This is a genomic window from Paenibacillus polysaccharolyticus (assembly GCF_900102085.1).
In the GTDB taxonomy this organism is placed as follows: domain Bacteria; phylum Bacillota; class Bacilli; order Paenibacillales; family Paenibacillaceae; genus Paenibacillus; species Paenibacillus polysaccharolyticus.
In genome coordinates, this window is record NZ_FMVM01000019.1 from 24,108 (window position 1) to 40,017 (window position 15,910).

The 15,910-nt window shown below is 48.6% G+C and carries 15 protein-coding genes; 10 read left to right on the top strand and 5 right to left on the bottom strand.

Going from position 1 to position 15,910, the window contains the following annotated elements; all coding sequences use genetic code 11:
• Positions 1 to 37: 37 nt before the first annotated feature.
• Together BLQ13_RS23355 and BLQ13_RS23360 are read right to left on the bottom strand one after the other, a co-directional pair.
• Positions 38 to 784 (bottom strand): DUF3105 domain-containing protein, encoded by a 747-nt coding sequence (locus BLQ13_RS23355; protein WP_090924100.1) that lies wholly within the window; start codon positions 782 to 784, stop codon positions 38 to 40.
• 320 nt (positions 785 to 1,104) lie between these two features.
• A complete protein-coding gene (locus BLQ13_RS23360) occupies positions 1,105 to 2,049 on the bottom strand; it encodes a zinc ribbon domain-containing protein (protein ID WP_090924101.1) in 945 nt (314 codons plus the stop codon).
• Between the two features lie 331 nt (positions 2,050 to 2,380).
• Here BLQ13_RS23360 and efeO point away from each other — a divergent pair, with 331 nt between their 5' ends.
• The 6 genes from efeO (at position 2,381) to BLQ13_RS23390 (ending at position 9,828) form a co-directional block, all read left to right on the top strand.
• Positions 2,381 to 3,277, top strand: coding sequence for an iron uptake system protein EfeO (gene efeO / locus BLQ13_RS23365; protein WP_090924102.1), 897 nt, complete (start codon positions 2,381 to 2,383; stop codon positions 3,275 to 3,277).
• A 4-nt stretch (positions 3,278 to 3,281) separates the two neighbouring features.
• Entirely contained in the window at positions 3,282 to 4,559 is a 1,278-nt protein-coding gene (gene efeB, locus BLQ13_RS23370) for an iron uptake transporter deferrochelatase/peroxidase subunit (protein ID WP_090924103.1), read from the top strand.
• A 61-nt stretch (positions 4,560 to 4,620) separates the two neighbouring features.
• On the top strand, positions 4,621 to 6,567 hold the full coding sequence (locus BLQ13_RS23375) for an FTR1 family iron permease (RefSeq protein WP_244159435.1): 1,947 nt from the start codon (positions 4,621 to 4,623) through the stop codon (positions 6,565 to 6,567).
• Positions 6,568 to 6,821: 254 nt separating this feature from the next.
• Complete coding sequence (locus BLQ13_RS23380) at positions 6,822 to 7,562, top strand: HAD family hydrolase (protein ID WP_338060893.1); 741 nt, start codon at positions 6,822 to 6,824, stop codon at positions 7,560 to 7,562.
• Positions 7,563 to 7,967: 405 nt separating this feature from the next.
• Positions 7,968 to 8,447: a Dps family protein gene (locus BLQ13_RS23385; RefSeq protein ID WP_090924104.1), complete on the top strand. Its 480-nt coding sequence runs from the start codon at positions 7,968 to 7,970 to the stop codon at positions 8,445 to 8,447.
• A gap of 127 nt (positions 8,448 to 8,574) precedes the next feature.
• On the top strand, positions 8,575 to 9,828 hold the full coding sequence (locus BLQ13_RS23390) for a nitric oxide synthase oxygenase (protein ID WP_090924105.1): 1,254 nt from the start codon (positions 8,575 to 8,577) through the stop codon (positions 9,826 to 9,828).
• A gap of 37 nt (positions 9,829 to 9,865) precedes the next feature.
• On the opposite strand, the gene BLQ13_RS23395 is transcribed toward BLQ13_RS23390, so the two are convergent.
• From BLQ13_RS23395 to BLQ13_RS23405, 3 genes are all read right to left on the bottom strand, one after another.
• Entirely contained in the window at positions 9,866 to 11,137 is a 1,272-nt protein-coding gene (locus BLQ13_RS23395; RefSeq protein ID WP_167375827.1) for an MFS transporter, read from the bottom strand.
• A 170-nt stretch (positions 11,138 to 11,307) separates the two neighbouring features.
• Positions 11,308 to 11,502, bottom strand: a complete 195-nt coding sequence (locus BLQ13_RS23400) for a hypothetical protein (RefSeq protein WP_090924107.1) — start codon at positions 11,500 to 11,502, stop codon at positions 11,308 to 11,310.
• A gap of 85 nt (positions 11,503 to 11,587) precedes the next feature.
• Positions 11,588 to 11,839: a hypothetical protein gene (locus BLQ13_RS23405; RefSeq protein ID WP_090924108.1), complete on the bottom strand. Its 252-nt coding sequence runs from the start codon at positions 11,837 to 11,839 to the stop codon at positions 11,588 to 11,590.
• Positions 11,840 to 12,090: 251 nt separating this feature from the next.
• On the opposite strand from BLQ13_RS23405, the gene BLQ13_RS23410 reads away from it, so the two are divergent.
• From BLQ13_RS23410 to BLQ13_RS23425, 4 genes are read left to right on the top strand one after another with little or no spacing between them, the layout of a single operon-like run.
• A complete protein-coding gene (locus BLQ13_RS23410; RefSeq protein ID WP_090924109.1) occupies positions 12,091 to 13,200 on the top strand; it encodes an ABC transporter ATP-binding protein in 1,110 nt (369 codons plus the stop codon).
• Positions 13,190 to 14,023 carry an ABC transporter permease gene (locus tag BLQ13_RS23415; protein WP_090924110.1) on the top strand — a complete coding sequence of 278 codons (834 nt, stop codon included), beginning with the start codon at positions 13,190 to 13,192 and terminating at the stop codon, positions 14,021 to 14,023. The genes BLQ13_RS23410 and BLQ13_RS23415 overlap by 11 nt, the downstream gene beginning before the upstream one ends.
• Positions 13,998 to 14,807: an ABC transporter permease gene (locus BLQ13_RS23420; protein ID WP_090924111.1), complete on the top strand. Its 810-nt coding sequence runs from the start codon at positions 13,998 to 14,000 to the stop codon at positions 14,805 to 14,807. Before BLQ13_RS23415 ends, BLQ13_RS23420 begins: the two co-directional genes overlap by 26 nt.
• Complete coding sequence (locus tag BLQ13_RS23425) at positions 14,804 to 15,877, top strand: ABC transporter substrate-binding protein (RefSeq protein ID WP_090924112.1); 1,074 nt, start codon at positions 14,804 to 14,806, stop codon at positions 15,875 to 15,877. Before BLQ13_RS23420 ends, BLQ13_RS23425 begins: the two co-directional genes overlap by 4 nt.
• Positions 15,878 to 15,910 lie beyond the last annotated feature (33 nt).

Below are 15,910 nucleotides of genomic sequence, written 5' to 3' on the forward strand. Positions count from 1 at the left end.
AAGGTTTCTGGAGATCGTTACATTTAAATTTGCTAAGCTACATTGTTCCGCCGCCTTGGCGAATGGATGGCGGGATCTTCTCAGGCCCCTGATTGATGTAACGATGGATAAACGTACCTACCTTGGCATCATCAAACTTGTCCAGCTTCATTGTTTTGGTCCAAGCGGTCACAACGATCTCGCTGCCGTCAGGAATATCTTTGTTGGGTACGGCAAGAATGCCTGACCCGGCTTGGCGAAATTTTGCGAGATATTGGAGATGTTCCTTCAGTTCATCACTGGCATTTTCACGATAATAGATGATGATGTCTCCATGCTCCATGTTATGAACTAGATAAGGATACCCCGGGAAGTCCGTATAAAAGCCAAATTGGATATCATGCGGATTATGTGGCCCCGATGTCGGTATTTTCATTTCATACTGGATCGGCTCCTCGGTGTGGGTGGCCCCATAATATTTGTCATCCGTCACATTGATGGTTGCATTGTTCGGGAGGTCGGCTACATCGTATGTCTTTCCGGCACCTTGAAGGAAAAATACGCCGAAGGCTACGATGGATACAGCGATCAAGGCATGTGCTGTGAGCCGGAGCGAGCGGCTTTTCTTCTGAATAGCTGCTCGCTCATTCTTTTTCATGTGGCTAAGAATTTTGCCGCGCGTACGTGATGCCCAGATATAGGCGGCAATCGAGAGTAGCAGCAGGGCGGCTCCAACAATCAGCCATAGATATGAGGTCCCCGTTTGTTGTTCCATTTGCATATGATCCATGTGGGTCATGTCCATTCGAATTCCTCCGCTTTCGTCAACAAATAATGAATATTTACACTACATATCGTAGTGTTAAAGGTGAAGCAACATAAAGAAAACATACAGACAAGCTAATAAACATTAAAAACCAAGCAAGAAACAAAGAAAAAACAGTAGAGCAAAGTGACTTCAACTAAATGCTGGCTCATATAAGTAAATACAAACATATTTTTTACACTACACATTATAGTGTATGGAATATGATCCGCGCAACGTTGCCTTTCGCAAATGAAAAAGACTCCCCCCACAATCGGGAGAAGTCTCCATTTCAGCAATCTTAAGTAGAAGAAACGAATTTACAAGCGTCCAAACGGCGAAAATAACGGGCTAAGTAAGCCAGCTATAGTCGAAAATAACAAACGGTACATTAAGTAAAACAATACAGCATTCACAATCAACACGCTGTACGTGCTGTCAATGGCAGCTTTGGTCCGATTGAGCGGATGCTGGAACAGCACCGTATTCATCGCAACAAACACCATAATATACGACAGCACCAGTAGGGAGATCGCGAACGAGTAGGAGATCACAATCATCAAGTTAGCGAGCAGAAGCGTAGCGATTGCAGGGACCAGCAAGGTTCCGAACTGGGCAACCAGAATTTTGGGACGGAACGTAATCCGTTCCAGCTTAAGTACACCATAGATGAGCGCAACAGCAGCAACCAGAATAATAGCTGAAAACAGGAGAGGGCGCAAAAATCCGCTAACAAATATGCCTTCCGCACCGAGGCGGCCAAATGTGATCAGAACATATGTAGAGGTTAATACAGCAAACAATGCCATCGTTAGCCACCCATTTAGGGCATGCTGTTCACCGACGGTTTTCATCGATTGATACGGACGAGCCAGTACGCTGAGGAAATAGGTCAGGTATTGTTTGCTTACTTCTTTGGCTTGCTGTACTTTTTCATTCTGAACGAAGTTGTTCCACTGATTTCCTGTGCTACCTTGGTTAGTATCGTGATCAGGAGCTTCATGATTACTGGAATGTACCGTTGCTGTTTCTTTTACAAGCGATGGTACAGGTGAATCCGAAGAAGAGCGTGTAGGTTCTGGTTGATGAGAAGCAGATTCCTTGTTGCTGGACCAATGCGTGTATTCCGAGTCAGCGGAAGCTGAATCTGTGCGTGTTACGGAATCCACAGGATCAGAAGAAGCATGGGTTCCCGTCAGGTTAGAGCCGCACTTCTCGCAAAACTGGGCATCTCCATTTTCATGATTACATACTTGGCATTTCATGTTCATAAGCCTCCAATTTCTTAAATTATGGAACAAGTTAACATTGTGTCTCATTTTAACGTTCTATGACGAACTTTGTCTATGGATCGCAGAATTAAATACCCAAAATAAACCTAATGAAACAGGCGTAATAACCTGCCATATTTTCATATTGACATAAAGATGGGGCGGAATTATGATGTCATTATCGAAATTGATAATCATTATCAATTAAAAGCTAGGGTCAAGAGCGATATTTGTATGTCTGCTCGACGTTCCTGTATCGGTAAAGGATTGTTTGAAGGGTTTGTTGCCTAATTACTGCGTTCATAGGGGAGTGTTCGTGTTGAGAATGAGAAAAAGTGTGACTTTGCCAGCTGTCGTGATGGTGACTTCGGTGCTGCTTGCAGCGTGTGGCAATGATGGGGCGGCTTTGAACAAGGCATCTGAGAAGACAGCTGTAACGAGTGAAGCTCAAACAGCATCTCAGGATACAAGCAAGGGAGGCCAAGAGGCAACTGTTGCAGATTACTCTGTTGCGGTAGAGGGGTATCGTACGTTTGCCGTAGAGCAGATTGATGCGTTTGTGAAGGAAACCGAGAAGTTTACGGATGCGGTGAAGGCTGGAGACTTAGAAAAGGCCAAGTCGTTATATGCCCCGGCACGTATGTATTATGAACGGATTGAACCGGTAGCGGAGGCGCTAGGTGATCTGGACCCTAACATTGATGCACGTGATGGTGACGTTGAAGCTGCAGACTGGCGTGGTTTTCACCGGATTGAGAAAGCATTATGGGCAGACAAAACAACCGACGGCATGAGCGAATATGCAGACACACTGCTCAGTGATGCGAAGCTGCTACGGGCTAAAGTGGAAACGATGGATATCGATGCAAGTCTGATGGTCACGGGTGCGGTCGAACTACTGAACGAGGTATCTTCCAGCAAGGTGACCGGGGAAGAGGAACGGTATTCGCATACGGATCTGTATGATTTTGCGGCGAATGTAGAAGGAGCACGCGAGATTTACAACTTGCTGAAGGATGATCTGGCATCCAAGGACAAAGAGTTGAACCAACAGATTGCGGATCGATTCGATGCGCTGGAGAAAGAACTGGCTCCTTTCAAGGAAGGTGACGGGTACGTTTCTTACAAGAAGTTGAAGGATGAGGATGTGCGCAAGCTAAGCCAGAATCTCGATGCGCTCGCGGAGCCGCTGTCCAATATGGGACAGGTACTGGGAGTGTAGAACGATGACGGAGAACAAGCAGGATTCGCTGAAAAAGCCGTTGTCACGGCGTGAAATGCTGAAGCTGACCGGCGTAGCCGGGCTTGGTCTGCTTATTGGCGGGGGCGGCGCAGGCGGACTGATGGCGCTGGGCCGCAAAGGCTCTTCTGTCGCCGCTGTAGAACCTGCGGCGGCTGATAAGGGATTGCCTTTCTATGGCAAGCATCAGGCAGGCATTATTACGCCCGCGCAGGATTTTATCTGCTTTGCGGCGTTTGACGTTACCGCAGGCAGCGTGGAAGAGCTTCGCCGTCTGTTCCGGGACTGGACGGCAGCCTCGGCTGCCATGGCTTCCGGACAGATGATCGGCGAGCACAACACCACGCTGAATACGCCCCCCACCGATACGGGGGAGGCGGCAGGCCTGACACCGTCACGTACCACGTTGACGTTTGGTGTGGGGCCGTCTTTGTTTGACGGGCGCTTCGGCTTGAAGGGACCGAAGCCGCGGGGACTGCGTGACCTGCCGGCATTTGCCGGGGATGCGCTGGACCCGAAGTGGTGTGGTGGCGACCTGTGCGTGCAAGTCTGCGCAGACGATATGCAGGTCGCCTTCCATGCGATCCGCAACCTCGCGCGTATTGCGCGAGGGCATGCGGTGCTGCGCTGGACCCAGGAGGGCTTCCAGCGCACAGGCCGAGCCGACCCCGCGGGTGGAACACCGCGCAATCTGCTCGGCTTCAAAGACGGCACCGGCAATCCGGATACTATGGATGCCGTGCTCATGGATCAGACCGTCTGGGCGCAGCCGAGTGACGGTCCGGGGTGGATGGCCGGCGGCAGCTACATGGCCGTCCGCCGGGTGCGCATGCGTGTGGAGGTCTGGGACCGCTCCACCTTGAAGGATCAGGAGGCGACGTTTGGTCGCCACCGTGATAGCGGCGCGCCGATTGGCAGCCGTGGAGAATTCGACCCGGTGGATCTGCAGGCGAGATCCACCGATGGACAGCCCTTAATCCCGGCAACATCGCATCTGCGGCTCGCCAAGGGAGACGGGAGTCAACTGATCTTGCGCCGCTCGTACTCGTATTCGAGCGGCCTCGATGCCAAAACAGGCCAGCTCGACGCAGGCTTGCTGTTTATTAGCTACCAGCGGGATCTGGACAAGCAGTTTATCCCGATCCAGACACGGCTGGCGAAGAGTGACAAACTGAATGAATATACGGTGCATGTGGGCAGTGCCGTCTTTGCCTGTTTTCCCGGGTGCAAACAGGGTGGATATATCGGGGAGACATTGTTCTAATGCTGATGAGTTTACATCGAAGTTCACATCCAAATGGTCACGGATTAAGGGGCAAAACGATATGAGATTGCTACGCATCACATTACCATTACGCATTACATTATCTTTACTCGTTGGCCTCATCTATTCTTTTTCATGGATGGGAGGAGGCCTGTTCAAACATGTTGATTATGTTTTTGGTGGACGCGGCCTTGCCTTTGAGGAGACTACTGCTTATGCTTCTGGAAAAGCTTCATATGCGTCAGCTGCAGCTGCGTCCGCTGTACCACAGAAAAGCGCGAAAACGGATCAGTTGCATGCTCTGCTTCCTCCGGTAGGAAGCGCGCTGGTGGAAGCAGGCCAGGGCAAGCTGGAAGATGCCATTCGGGATGTATCCGATTTTCAGGTGTTATGGCAACAAGCCGGACAACTGAAACCGGAGCAAAATGCAGAGCAGATCGCAGGTTTAATTACTACCGTTAACGATGCACTCACCAAGGTTCAAGATGTGTTGAAGGGTAGCGATGCCGACGCAGCCAAAAGTGCACTGGCAGACCTTGCAAGAGCAGTCAATGCATACGTAGAAGCCTTCCAAAGTGTAGAAGGTGGCAGTGACGCAGGCCGGAAGGCGGCAACACGTTTACTTCCGGATTCCCGAAGTAGTCTTGTCGCAATGCAAAACGGAGACTGGCCACTGGCAGAGCGCACGTATAAACGAATCGTTACTGCCTGGAAAGGTACGGAAGCACCGATTCGCAAGGACCATTTTGGCGTATACAGCCAGCTTGAGAAACAGATGAGCCTGATTCGGATTGCCATGCAAGCTGAACCGCGCAAGGAAACACAGGCCATCCAGCAAATGAACGAAATGGTGACGCTTCTGACGGATTACAGTATGGGGACACTCAAGGATGGGGAACTGGATAAAGAAGCAGTCAACGCTGGTTCTGCATCGCTGGCTGATCTGCTGCAATTGCTGGAAAAGGTGCAACAGCAGATTCAGGCCGGGGATAGCACCGGAGCGGCTACAGGCATGGAACAGTTTATTGTTGCTTGGCCTTCCGTCGAAGGACAGGTGCAGATCTCTTCGCCTGCATCGTATACCGCAATCGAGAATGAGATGACGGAAGCATCCGGCTACCTGGTCTCCAGTCCACCGAATACATCGAAAGCAACAGTAGTGGTATCCCGAATGATAGAGCGGTTGGAACCTTTAACGGAAACAACGTCTTATACTGCATGGGATGCAGCCTTAATTCTTCTTCGTGAAGGACTGGAGGCGATTCTGGTACTGGCTGCTTTGCTGGCCTATGCCAAGAAGAGCGGGCAAGTTGCTGCGCGGCGATGGATTTGGGCTGGGGCGGGTAGCGGTTTACTCTTGAGTGTAGGGCTGGCTGTGGTGCTAACACTGCTGCTGGCTGCGGCGTCTTCAGGCAGTACACGCGAGATGATTGAAGGGTATACGGGTCTTGCGGCAGTGGTTCTGATGTTGACCGTTGGACAATGGATGCATAACAAATCAAACGCCCGCTCATGGAACAGTTATGTAGAACGCCAGGTTGGAGGAGCCCTTGCACGCGGAAGTTTATGGTCTTTGTTTGCCGTCGCTGGTCTTGCCATATTAAGAGAAGGTGCGGAAACCACTATTTTTTACATCGGCATGGCTCCTTCCATTCAGCTATCCCAGTTGTTCATGGGGGTGGGCATAGCCTTGGTGATCCTGGTTATTCTGGCCATAGCGATTATTCAATTCAGCGTGCGTCTGCCGGTGCGCTGGTTTTTCCTCACGGCTACGCTATTGATCTATTATCTGGTCTTTCGTTTTCTGGGCGAGAGTATTCATGCCCTGCAGGTATCGGCCACGCTTTCTGCACATGTAGCACATGAGTTCCCTGCCCTAAGCTGGCTTGGCATGTATCCTACATGGGAGACCTTCGTGCCGCAAATGGTGGTATTGGTCTATCTGGTCTTTAGTCTGGTTCGCACCGAGAAACGCTCAGCAAGAGATATGTCCAGTACATCAGTTTGAATACTTCCAGTGTAGCCAGCCGATTCTGGTGATGTACGTTAAATCCGATGATGTCGTTCAAGGAGTACCTCCCCGGGCATCTCCAGAGATTTAATTAAGAATGCTCTCTCACTTCACCACGATGGGTGGTAAGTAGGGGGCATTTTTACGTAAAATCATCTAAGTGGGTTTGGACGGACTTCTCCACTACATATATAGTAGTAATAAGAGAACAGTTTGACTTGAGAGCAGATTAGAAGCAGGGGGAAGCATCCATGATGGAGAGCAATAATACAACTAAAGCCATATTTTTCGATCTAGATGATACCTTATATGATCACTTACAGCCGCTTCGGGGAGCATTGGAGGAAGTGCTCGGATTGCCGGAATCGTTTGATTATGCGCTGGCGTATCATCGATTTCGCTATTACAGCGACTGGCTGTCTGCACAGGAAGACCTTTCGGCGGTTCCTGAACCGGATGCAGTAGAGCGTATGAGATGCCGTAGATTCGAGCTAACGATGGCTGATTTTGGGATTGAACTGCAGCCTGGACAAGCGCAAGAACTGCAACGAAGGTATTTGACCAGACAGTTTCAGATTACTCCCTTCCAAGGAGCATATGATCTGATTCGCAGACTTCAAGCGGAGGGACATACGGTGGGGCTGATTACGAATGGAGAAGGTCAGCATCAGCGGCGTAAGTTAGAAGCGCTAGATGCGTTCGGTCTGGTGGACGAGCAACTGGTCTTTATTTCCGGTGAAGTCGGTTATGCGAAACCGGACGGCAGACTGTTTGAGCATGTGAACAAGCAGACAGGAACAACAGCAGATCATAGCTACTATATTGGAGATTCGTGGCGCAACGATGTTGCCGGAGCGGTGGATGCAGGCTGGAAGATCATCTGGTTTAATCACCGTGAGGCATCGCCCGAATCGGATCATCAACCTCATTTTACGGCACGGAACTACGAGGAAATCAGTCATCTTCTTACGTTTGAACAGGTTCGTTCATAGGCGGGAACTCGGAGAATCGAAGCACTTCTAAGAATTAACTAAATAATGATCATGTTCTAACAAGGCATTCAGTCCTGTCATCTGTGATTGCAGATGAAGGGCTGTTTTTTTGTTTTCACTCAGACGTGTGAGAATGTTCACTGAAGGTCGGTAAGGTTGGCGGTATAACTACATGAGCAGCCTTGTTCATAGTGGAAGCACCCAAAAGTTCATCATGAAGCCCGGCTTCATGGAATCTTCATTTGGAAGAGAGCTCAAAGCTCTTTTCAAAGTATATAGTCAGTGCTATAATTAAAACAAGATTTAGATTAAGTCTAAATTAAAAGAAAAGAATAACGAAGCGATACCAAACAAATCATATGACAAACAAAACTAAAATGAGATATTCGAAAGGGGATAAATTCCATGAGTACAATCCAAACTAACCCAAACACTTCTGTAACAAACACAGCTAAACTTCAAGCGGTATTGAACCGTCAGATCGCAGGTTGGTCTGTCCTTTACACGAAGTTGCACAACTTCCATTGGTATGTCAAAGGACCACACTTCTTCACACTTCACGCCAAATTTGAAGAACTGTACAACTTGGCTACAGCGAATATGGACGAGGTTGCTGAGCGTCTTCTGACCATTGGTGGTCGTCCTGTAGCAACGATTGCAGAACAACTTCGCCTGTCCCCAATTGCGGAGGCACAAGGACAACTGTCTGCTGAAGAGATGGTTGAACATGTTGTTGCCGATCTGAATGCAATGCTTGATGTGATTCGCCAAGGCATTCATGAAGCTGGAGAAGCAGAAGACAATGCGACAGAAGACATGATGATCGGATTCACTGCTGCGCTGGATAAAGAGATCTGGATGTTAAACGCATTTTTGGGCAAATAATCTAGGCTAACCTGTGTCCTGACAACGATATGTAGAGTCCGTGAACAAACATCCCGTTCGCTTACAAATCCGGTGTGCTTCCCGTATAATAATGGCATCCAAGATGTACAGAATGGTGGAATGAGAAATGCGGACAGACCTGGATCGATTGCAGGAAGAAGCTGAACGGTTTATATATACTAGTTATGAAGAGCTGGGCCATACGCGTAAAGACGCAGAGGCCCGGCTTATTGCCATTAAGCAAGAGATGGACAAAACGGGAACCTATACCCATACTGCAGAGGAACTGGAACATGGCTGCAAAATGGCATGGCGGAACAGCAACCGCTGTATCGGGCGGCTGTTTTGGGACAAGCTGCGCATTGTGGATGCACGTCATGCTGATACCGCAGGAGTGGCTGCGCAGGCCGTACTGGATCATATCCATAACGCTTCAAACGGAGGCAAGATCATCCCGACGATTACCCTCTTGCCGCCAGAAGGCCCAGTTGGAGCCCCCATCCGTATCTGGAATCATCAGTTGATCCGTTATGCTGGATATGAGACAGCGCAAGGCATTGTGGGTGATCCTGCTTCCATTGAACTGACCAAAGCGGCCAATTCCCTCGGCTGGCAGGGAGCTGGAGGCGATTATGATGTGTTGCCGATCATTATTCAAGCTCAAGGACAGGCCCCAGAGTGGTATGTAATACCAGAGCAGGAGATCATCGAAGTGCAGATTGAGCACCCGGAGCGAGTGGAGATTGCTGAACTCGGCCTGCGTTGGTACGGTGTGCCAATGATTGCGGATATGCGGGTCGAGATCGGAGGCATTAACTACCCGGCTGCGCCGTTTAACGGTTGGTATATGGAAACGGAGATCGGAGCGCGAAACTTTGCCGATACATTCCGATATAACAAGTTGCCAGATGTAGCTGCTGCACTAGGGTTAAACACGTCGAGTGAAACGACACTGTGGAGAGACCGAGCACTGGTGGAGCTTAATGTGGCTGTGCTACATTCTTTTAAGAAGGCCGGCGTGAGTATCGTGGACCACCATACAGCTGCATCGCAGTTTGCTCTGTTTGAACAGCGGGAAGAAAAGGCTGGACGCGAGCTGACCGGAGACTGGGTGTGGCTGATTCCACCAGTGTCCCCAGCTACTACTCATATTTTTCACAGTTCCTACCTTAATGAGATTGTGAAGCCGAACTTTTTTCATCAGGACCCTGCATACAGGTTTCAAGATGGGATGGCTGTTGCCTCAGATGTCGGTATAAGTGAGCAACACCATAAGCACCATGAGAACATGGATCATCAAAACGACCGAGAGCATGCGTCCGATGAAGCCAAACAGTCACAGGCAGGGAATACACCAATGAAATGCCCGTTTGCACATTAATTTGTGTGAGCGGGTTTTATTTTTTGAAGCAGTCCTCTCAGCTCTCTTTCATCCGATACCTGCTTCGCATGATGGCTTGAACGGTGATGGCTGCCGCGATCAGAACAAGATTGAAGACAAATACAGCATATAGAGACAAGGTCTCCATCAGAAGTGCTGCGAGTAGAGGAGATACCATAGAACCGATCTCCGCAGACGAGACAATTTTACCAATGACAGAGCTTCGATTCACTTCAGGAGTGTGATCCCCAATATGTGCAAAAAAGGAATCCATGTAACAAGCTCCGCCGATGCCACCGATGAACATGCCAATGTACACCCAGAGGTGGACAGATGTACTTAGAAAAACAATGACTTCAACGCCGATCAGGAACATGCCCAGCATACACAGCAGGAGCCGATCACCCAAGCGGTCGGAGAGAAAACCGACAAAAGGGGCAGCGGCAAGGGTAGAGATTCCGGCTATGGTAAAGGCCAGACTGGCAGAGAAAGTATCCCACTGCATGATTTGGGTTGCATAGAGTGCAAAATACGTCAGGAATACAGCGTAGGCACTCATCTCCAGGACATGCACCGTTATGTATCCTGTAAGTGGGACAGGAATAGGACCTGTGCCAAGGCTTGAGCGAGACTGTGTATTATTGGAGGTATACTCCTGAGCAATCTTTTCTTGACGTGAAGTTTGATCTGCAGGAGCCGAAGAGAGAACTTCACTATCCTTCGACTCTAGAATGGGTATTGAGCCAGATGATCCATACGTTGTTTTGTTTTGCATACCCATAACAACAACCATGGCGATCAGACAACAGCATGCAACCAGCCAGAACGGAACGGACAGCGGTACGTGGAGCGTAAGCCAGCCGCTGATGACCGGCCCTAGGATCATGCCCCCACCCTCACTACTACTGATGTATCCGTTGTATAGTCCCCGGTTATCGCTATTTCCTCCGTCACTGATGATGGAGCGTACGATGACGGTCAGCCCGGTTGAAGCCATTCCTTGCAATAGCCGCAACAGGCCAAGGAACAGGGGCGTAGAGGCAATGGCAAAACCGGCTGTACATATAGCGAGCATCAGCAGCATAAGGACGAGAGATATTTTGACCCCTACATGGCGATAGAGAGCAGAGGCAGGGAGCCCGCCGACTACTTTACCTAAATAGAACAATCCGAAAATGAACCCCATCTCCCAGCCAGATAGGCCAAGTTGGTCGATATATATCGGAAAGAGGGGCAGAATCATAAATCCCCCCATCTGGCTAAGAAAACAGACACTCATCAAAAGGGGTAAATTACGACGCATTTCCATGGTCTTTCTCACCTCAACTCCATGATATGGAGTCCCGGCATCATTCATTCTTTTTGAATCACTTCGAAAAACTAAAATAACTCAAAAAGGAACGTAGCAGATGTAACTGCTACGTCTTCTTGTGAGACTTATGCTGCGAAATTTACATCAATGCTGAACAGGGTTTCCCATCAGTGATGATGGTGAGGGTGTTTATTTTCGTGGTCAGGTATAACAACGTTAACAACGGTTTTTTGAATATGTGTTGCATGGTTTGTGTTTTCTGCATTGTTTTTAGATTTGTTTTTCGCACGATTTTTAGAAATGAGTTTGCTTTTGTTGGCAGCTTTGCTTTTTGGAGAGAGCGGTGAGAAGAAGTTAGTCATGGTAAAGCCTCCTTCATTAATATACGTTTTATTTTTTTGAATCTATCAATTCACATGGACAGGCTAAGATAATGAAATAGATAGATTACCAGTAAGGATTGCAGCCGGGATTGCAGTGATGGTGATGATGATTGTGTGGATGATGGTGGTGGTGATGTGTATCTTTCTCTTTAGATTCAGGCAGAATGACGTTAACGACAGTTTCCTGAATATGCTCTGACTTGCTTGTGTTACCTGCGTTGTTTTTAGATTTGTTTTTTGCGCGGTTTTTGGATACCAATTTGCTTTTGTTGGCAGCTTTACTTTTTGGAGAGTGTGGGGACAAGTAGTTAGCCATGAAGAATACCTCCTTGTGATGGATATACGTTATACTATTCTGAATCTATTAATTCGTTTGTATAGAAGACTAATTAATAAGAAAATAGATTTATTGCCATATTATTAATATCTGTAACGTACGCGCTTGACCTTTCAAAACAAAAGAAAATGGGGTAAATTATTCATATTCGAGATATGGCTTAATTAAAGTCGTGTATAATAGGTAAGGTTTCTTAGGATAAACCCAAGGATAAGGGGGCGACGTGAAGCATGTCAGAACAACAACCGATCATCCGGTTCGAGCGGGTGACACAGCAATATGACCAGGATGAGGCTGTATTGAAAGCTGTCAGCTTTGAGATTGAACGTGGAAAATTTTATACGCTTCTCGGCCCGTCCGGTTGCGGTAAAACAACGATATTAAGGCTGATTGCCGGCTTTGCGGAGCCGACGGAGGGCAGCATTTATTTTAACGGCGCATTGATTAACAAGGTTCCTGCGCATCAGCGTCAGGTGAATACGGTATTTCAGGACTATGCGTTATTTCCGCATTTGAATGTATTCGAGAACGTAGCCTTTGGCTTGCGGATTAAAAAAATGAAAACATCCGAGATTCGTAGCAAAGTGCTCGAAGCTCTCAAATTTGTCAATCTGTCCGGTTATGAGAACCGGGAGATTGGCGAGATGTCCGGCGGACAGCGCCAGCGTGTGGCGATTGCCCGCGCCATTGTGAACGAGCCTGAGATTCTGCTGCTGGACGAGCCTTTGTCGGCACTCGACCTGAAGCTTCGTACCGAGATGCAGTACGAGTTGCGAGAGCTGCAGCAGCGGCTGGGCATTACGTTTATTTTTGTCACGCATGACCAGGAAGAAGCACTTGCGATGTCTGATGAAATCTTTGTCCTGAACGGTGGTGTCATTCAGCAGAGTGGTACGCCGAACGATATATATGATGAGCCGATTAACCGCTTTGTCGCGGACTTTATTGGAGAGTCGAATATCGTGGCAGGCAAGATGAAGCAGGACTTTGTCGTTGAGTTTGCAGGTGCACAGTATGAATGTGTCGATCAGGGTTTGCAGCCTGACGAGCCTGTTGAGATCGTCATCCGCCCAGAGGACTTCGAGATCACAACCGAGGAGCAGGGCAAGCTCAAGGTTAAGGTGGACTCGCAGTTGTTCCGCGGCGTACACTACGAAATCTCGACCTACGATGACGCAGGCAACGAATGGCTGATTCATTCGACGAAGAAAGCGGCCGTCGGATCGCGCATCGGGCTTTATTTTGACCCGGAAGCCATTCATGTTATGCGTTTTAACGAAACTGAGGAAGAGTTCGACAGACGACTCGAAGCTTACCAAGAGGCCGCTCATGCAGACTAAAGCCAGCACGCGCAATGCGTATCTGATTCCCTATGTGTTATGGATGGTGTTGTTCGTTGTAGCGCCGGTGCTGCTGGTCATCTATTATTCGTTCTTTGATGTGGAGGGTAACTTCACACTTGGCAACTATGCGCGGTTCTTTACACCGGTGTATATGCAGATGACGCTCAGTTCATTCTGGTATGCATTTCTGATTACGGCGTTCTCGCTACTTATCTCGTATCCAACGGCGTATATGCTGACCCGGACGAAGCATAAGCAGCTGTGGTTGCTGCTGATCATTTTGCCAAGCTGGATCAATCTGTTGTTAAAAGCGTACGCCTTTATTGGCCTTTTCGGCACATACGGTCTGACCAACTCTCTGCTGGAAGTGGTGGGCATTGGGACACAACAGATTTTGTTCACTGATTTCAGCTTTATCTTTGTTTCGGTGTACATCTTCATTCCCTTTATGATTCTGCCGATCTTTAACGCGCTGGAGGAGATGAATCCGTCCCTGATCTATGCTGCACGGGATCTCGGCGCTTCATCGTGGCTGACGTTCCGCCGTGTGATCTTCCCGCTGACGATCAGCGGAGTGAAATCAGGCTGTCAGGCCGTATTTATCCCGGCGTTGTCCCTGTTTATGATTACCCGCCTCATTGCGGGGAACCGTGTTATTACGCTGGGTACAGCGATTGAGCAACATTTTCTCGTTACCCAGGACTGGGGCATGGGTTCGACGATTGCCGTCTTTTTGATTATCGCGATGGCAGTCATTATGTTTCTAACCGGATCAGGCAAGAAGGAGGTGCGAAATGGGAAGAAACGGAAAGCTGTCTAACGTCTATCTGGCTGTTGTATTCGCCATTTTGTACGCGCCGATTGCCTATCTGATTTTCTATTCATTCAATAGTGGTGGCCATATGCGGGGGTTCGAAGGCTTCACACTGGAATGGTACAGAGAAGTTTTTGCGGACACCCGGCTGCTCATTATTGTCTTGAATACGTTTATTATCGCGCTGTTGTCCTCAGCGATTTCAACCATTCTGGGTGTGGCAGGGGCACTGGCGATTTATCATGTACGTCGTAAACGGACCAAAAACACACTGTTATCTCTAAACAACGTGTTGATTGTTAGCCCCGATGTCATTATCGGTGCATCATTCCTGATTTTGTTTACGATGATTGGCATCAAACTCGGCTTTACGTCGGTATTGCTGTCTCATATCGCATTCAGTGTGCCGATTGTGGTCATCATGGTGCTACCGAAGCTGCAGGAGATGAGCCCAACCTTGATGGATGCGGCTCGTGATCTAGGCGCGGGCTCATGGCAAATTCTAACGCGTGTGGTACTGCCTTACGTGAAACCCGGTATTTTTGCTGGATTTTTCATGGCTTTGACGTACTCGCTCGACGACTTTGCCGTAACCTTCTTTGTGACAGGGAATGGATACTCCACACTTTCGGTGGAGATTTACTCCAGAGCAAGGCAAGGGGTGTCGCTGTCGATTAATGCGTTGTCTACCCTGTTGTTCCTGCTCACGGTGCTGCTGGTGGTCGGATATTACTTCATTAACCGCCGTGCATCACGCATTCCAGCCGGAGGAAAGGGGCTGCGTCCATGAAACAGTTGGTACGGACATTCGCACTTGTGTTTGTGGCTGCATTCGCCCTTATGATTCTGGCTTCGTATCTGAACAAAAGTCAGGGATATTCCGGTGGAAACACGCTGACGATCTACAACTGGGGCGATTATATCGACCCGGATCTCTTGAAGGAATTCGAAGAAGAATCTGGAATGAAGGTCATTTATCAGACGTTTGATTCCAATGAAGCGATGCTGACCAAGATTGAACAGGGCGGCACAACGTTTGACGTGGCGATTCCTTCTGAATATGCGATTAGCAAAATGAAAGAAGAGAACCTGCTCGTTCCGATTGACCACAACAAGCTGCCTAACCTGAAAAACATCGATTCCCGGTTCCTGAACTTGAACTATGATCCGGATAACCAATTCTCTATTCCGTATTTCTGGGGAACCGTTGGTATTGTGTATAACCCGGAACTGGTGGGTGGCCTGACATTTGACAGCTGGAATGACCTATGGGACCCGCGTCTGAAAAATCAGATCCTGCTACTCGATGGTGCTCGTGAGGTCATCGGTATGGGGCTGAATAGCCTGGGGTACTCACTTAATGATACGAATGAAGATCATCTTCAGGCTGCACTCAAAAAGCTGTCTACCCTGACTCCTAACGTAAGAGCCATCGTTGGAGACGAGATCAAAATGCTGCTTGCGAACGAAGAAGCCGCGGTTGGACTCGTATGGTCCGGGGATGCATCGGAGATTATGGATCAGAACGACAAGCTGGATTACAAGGTACCGGAGGAAGGTTCAAATCTCTGGTTCGACAGCATGGTCATCCCGAAAACAGCTAAAAACGTAGACGGCGCGCACCAGTTTATCAACTTTATGCTGGACCCGGATCATGCTGCACGCAACGCAGAGTACGTGGGATACTCGACACCGAATGCGGAGGCACTTAAGCTGTTGCCAGAAGATATCTCGCAGGATGAACGCTTCTATCCAGACGAGACACTGACAAGCAAGCTGGAGGTTTACAACAATCTGGGCAAAAAAATGCTATCGCATTATAACGACCTGTTTCTGGAGTTTAAGATGCATAGTAAATAATTGTCCTCCAGTCTACGCAAACTGCAACGAGTA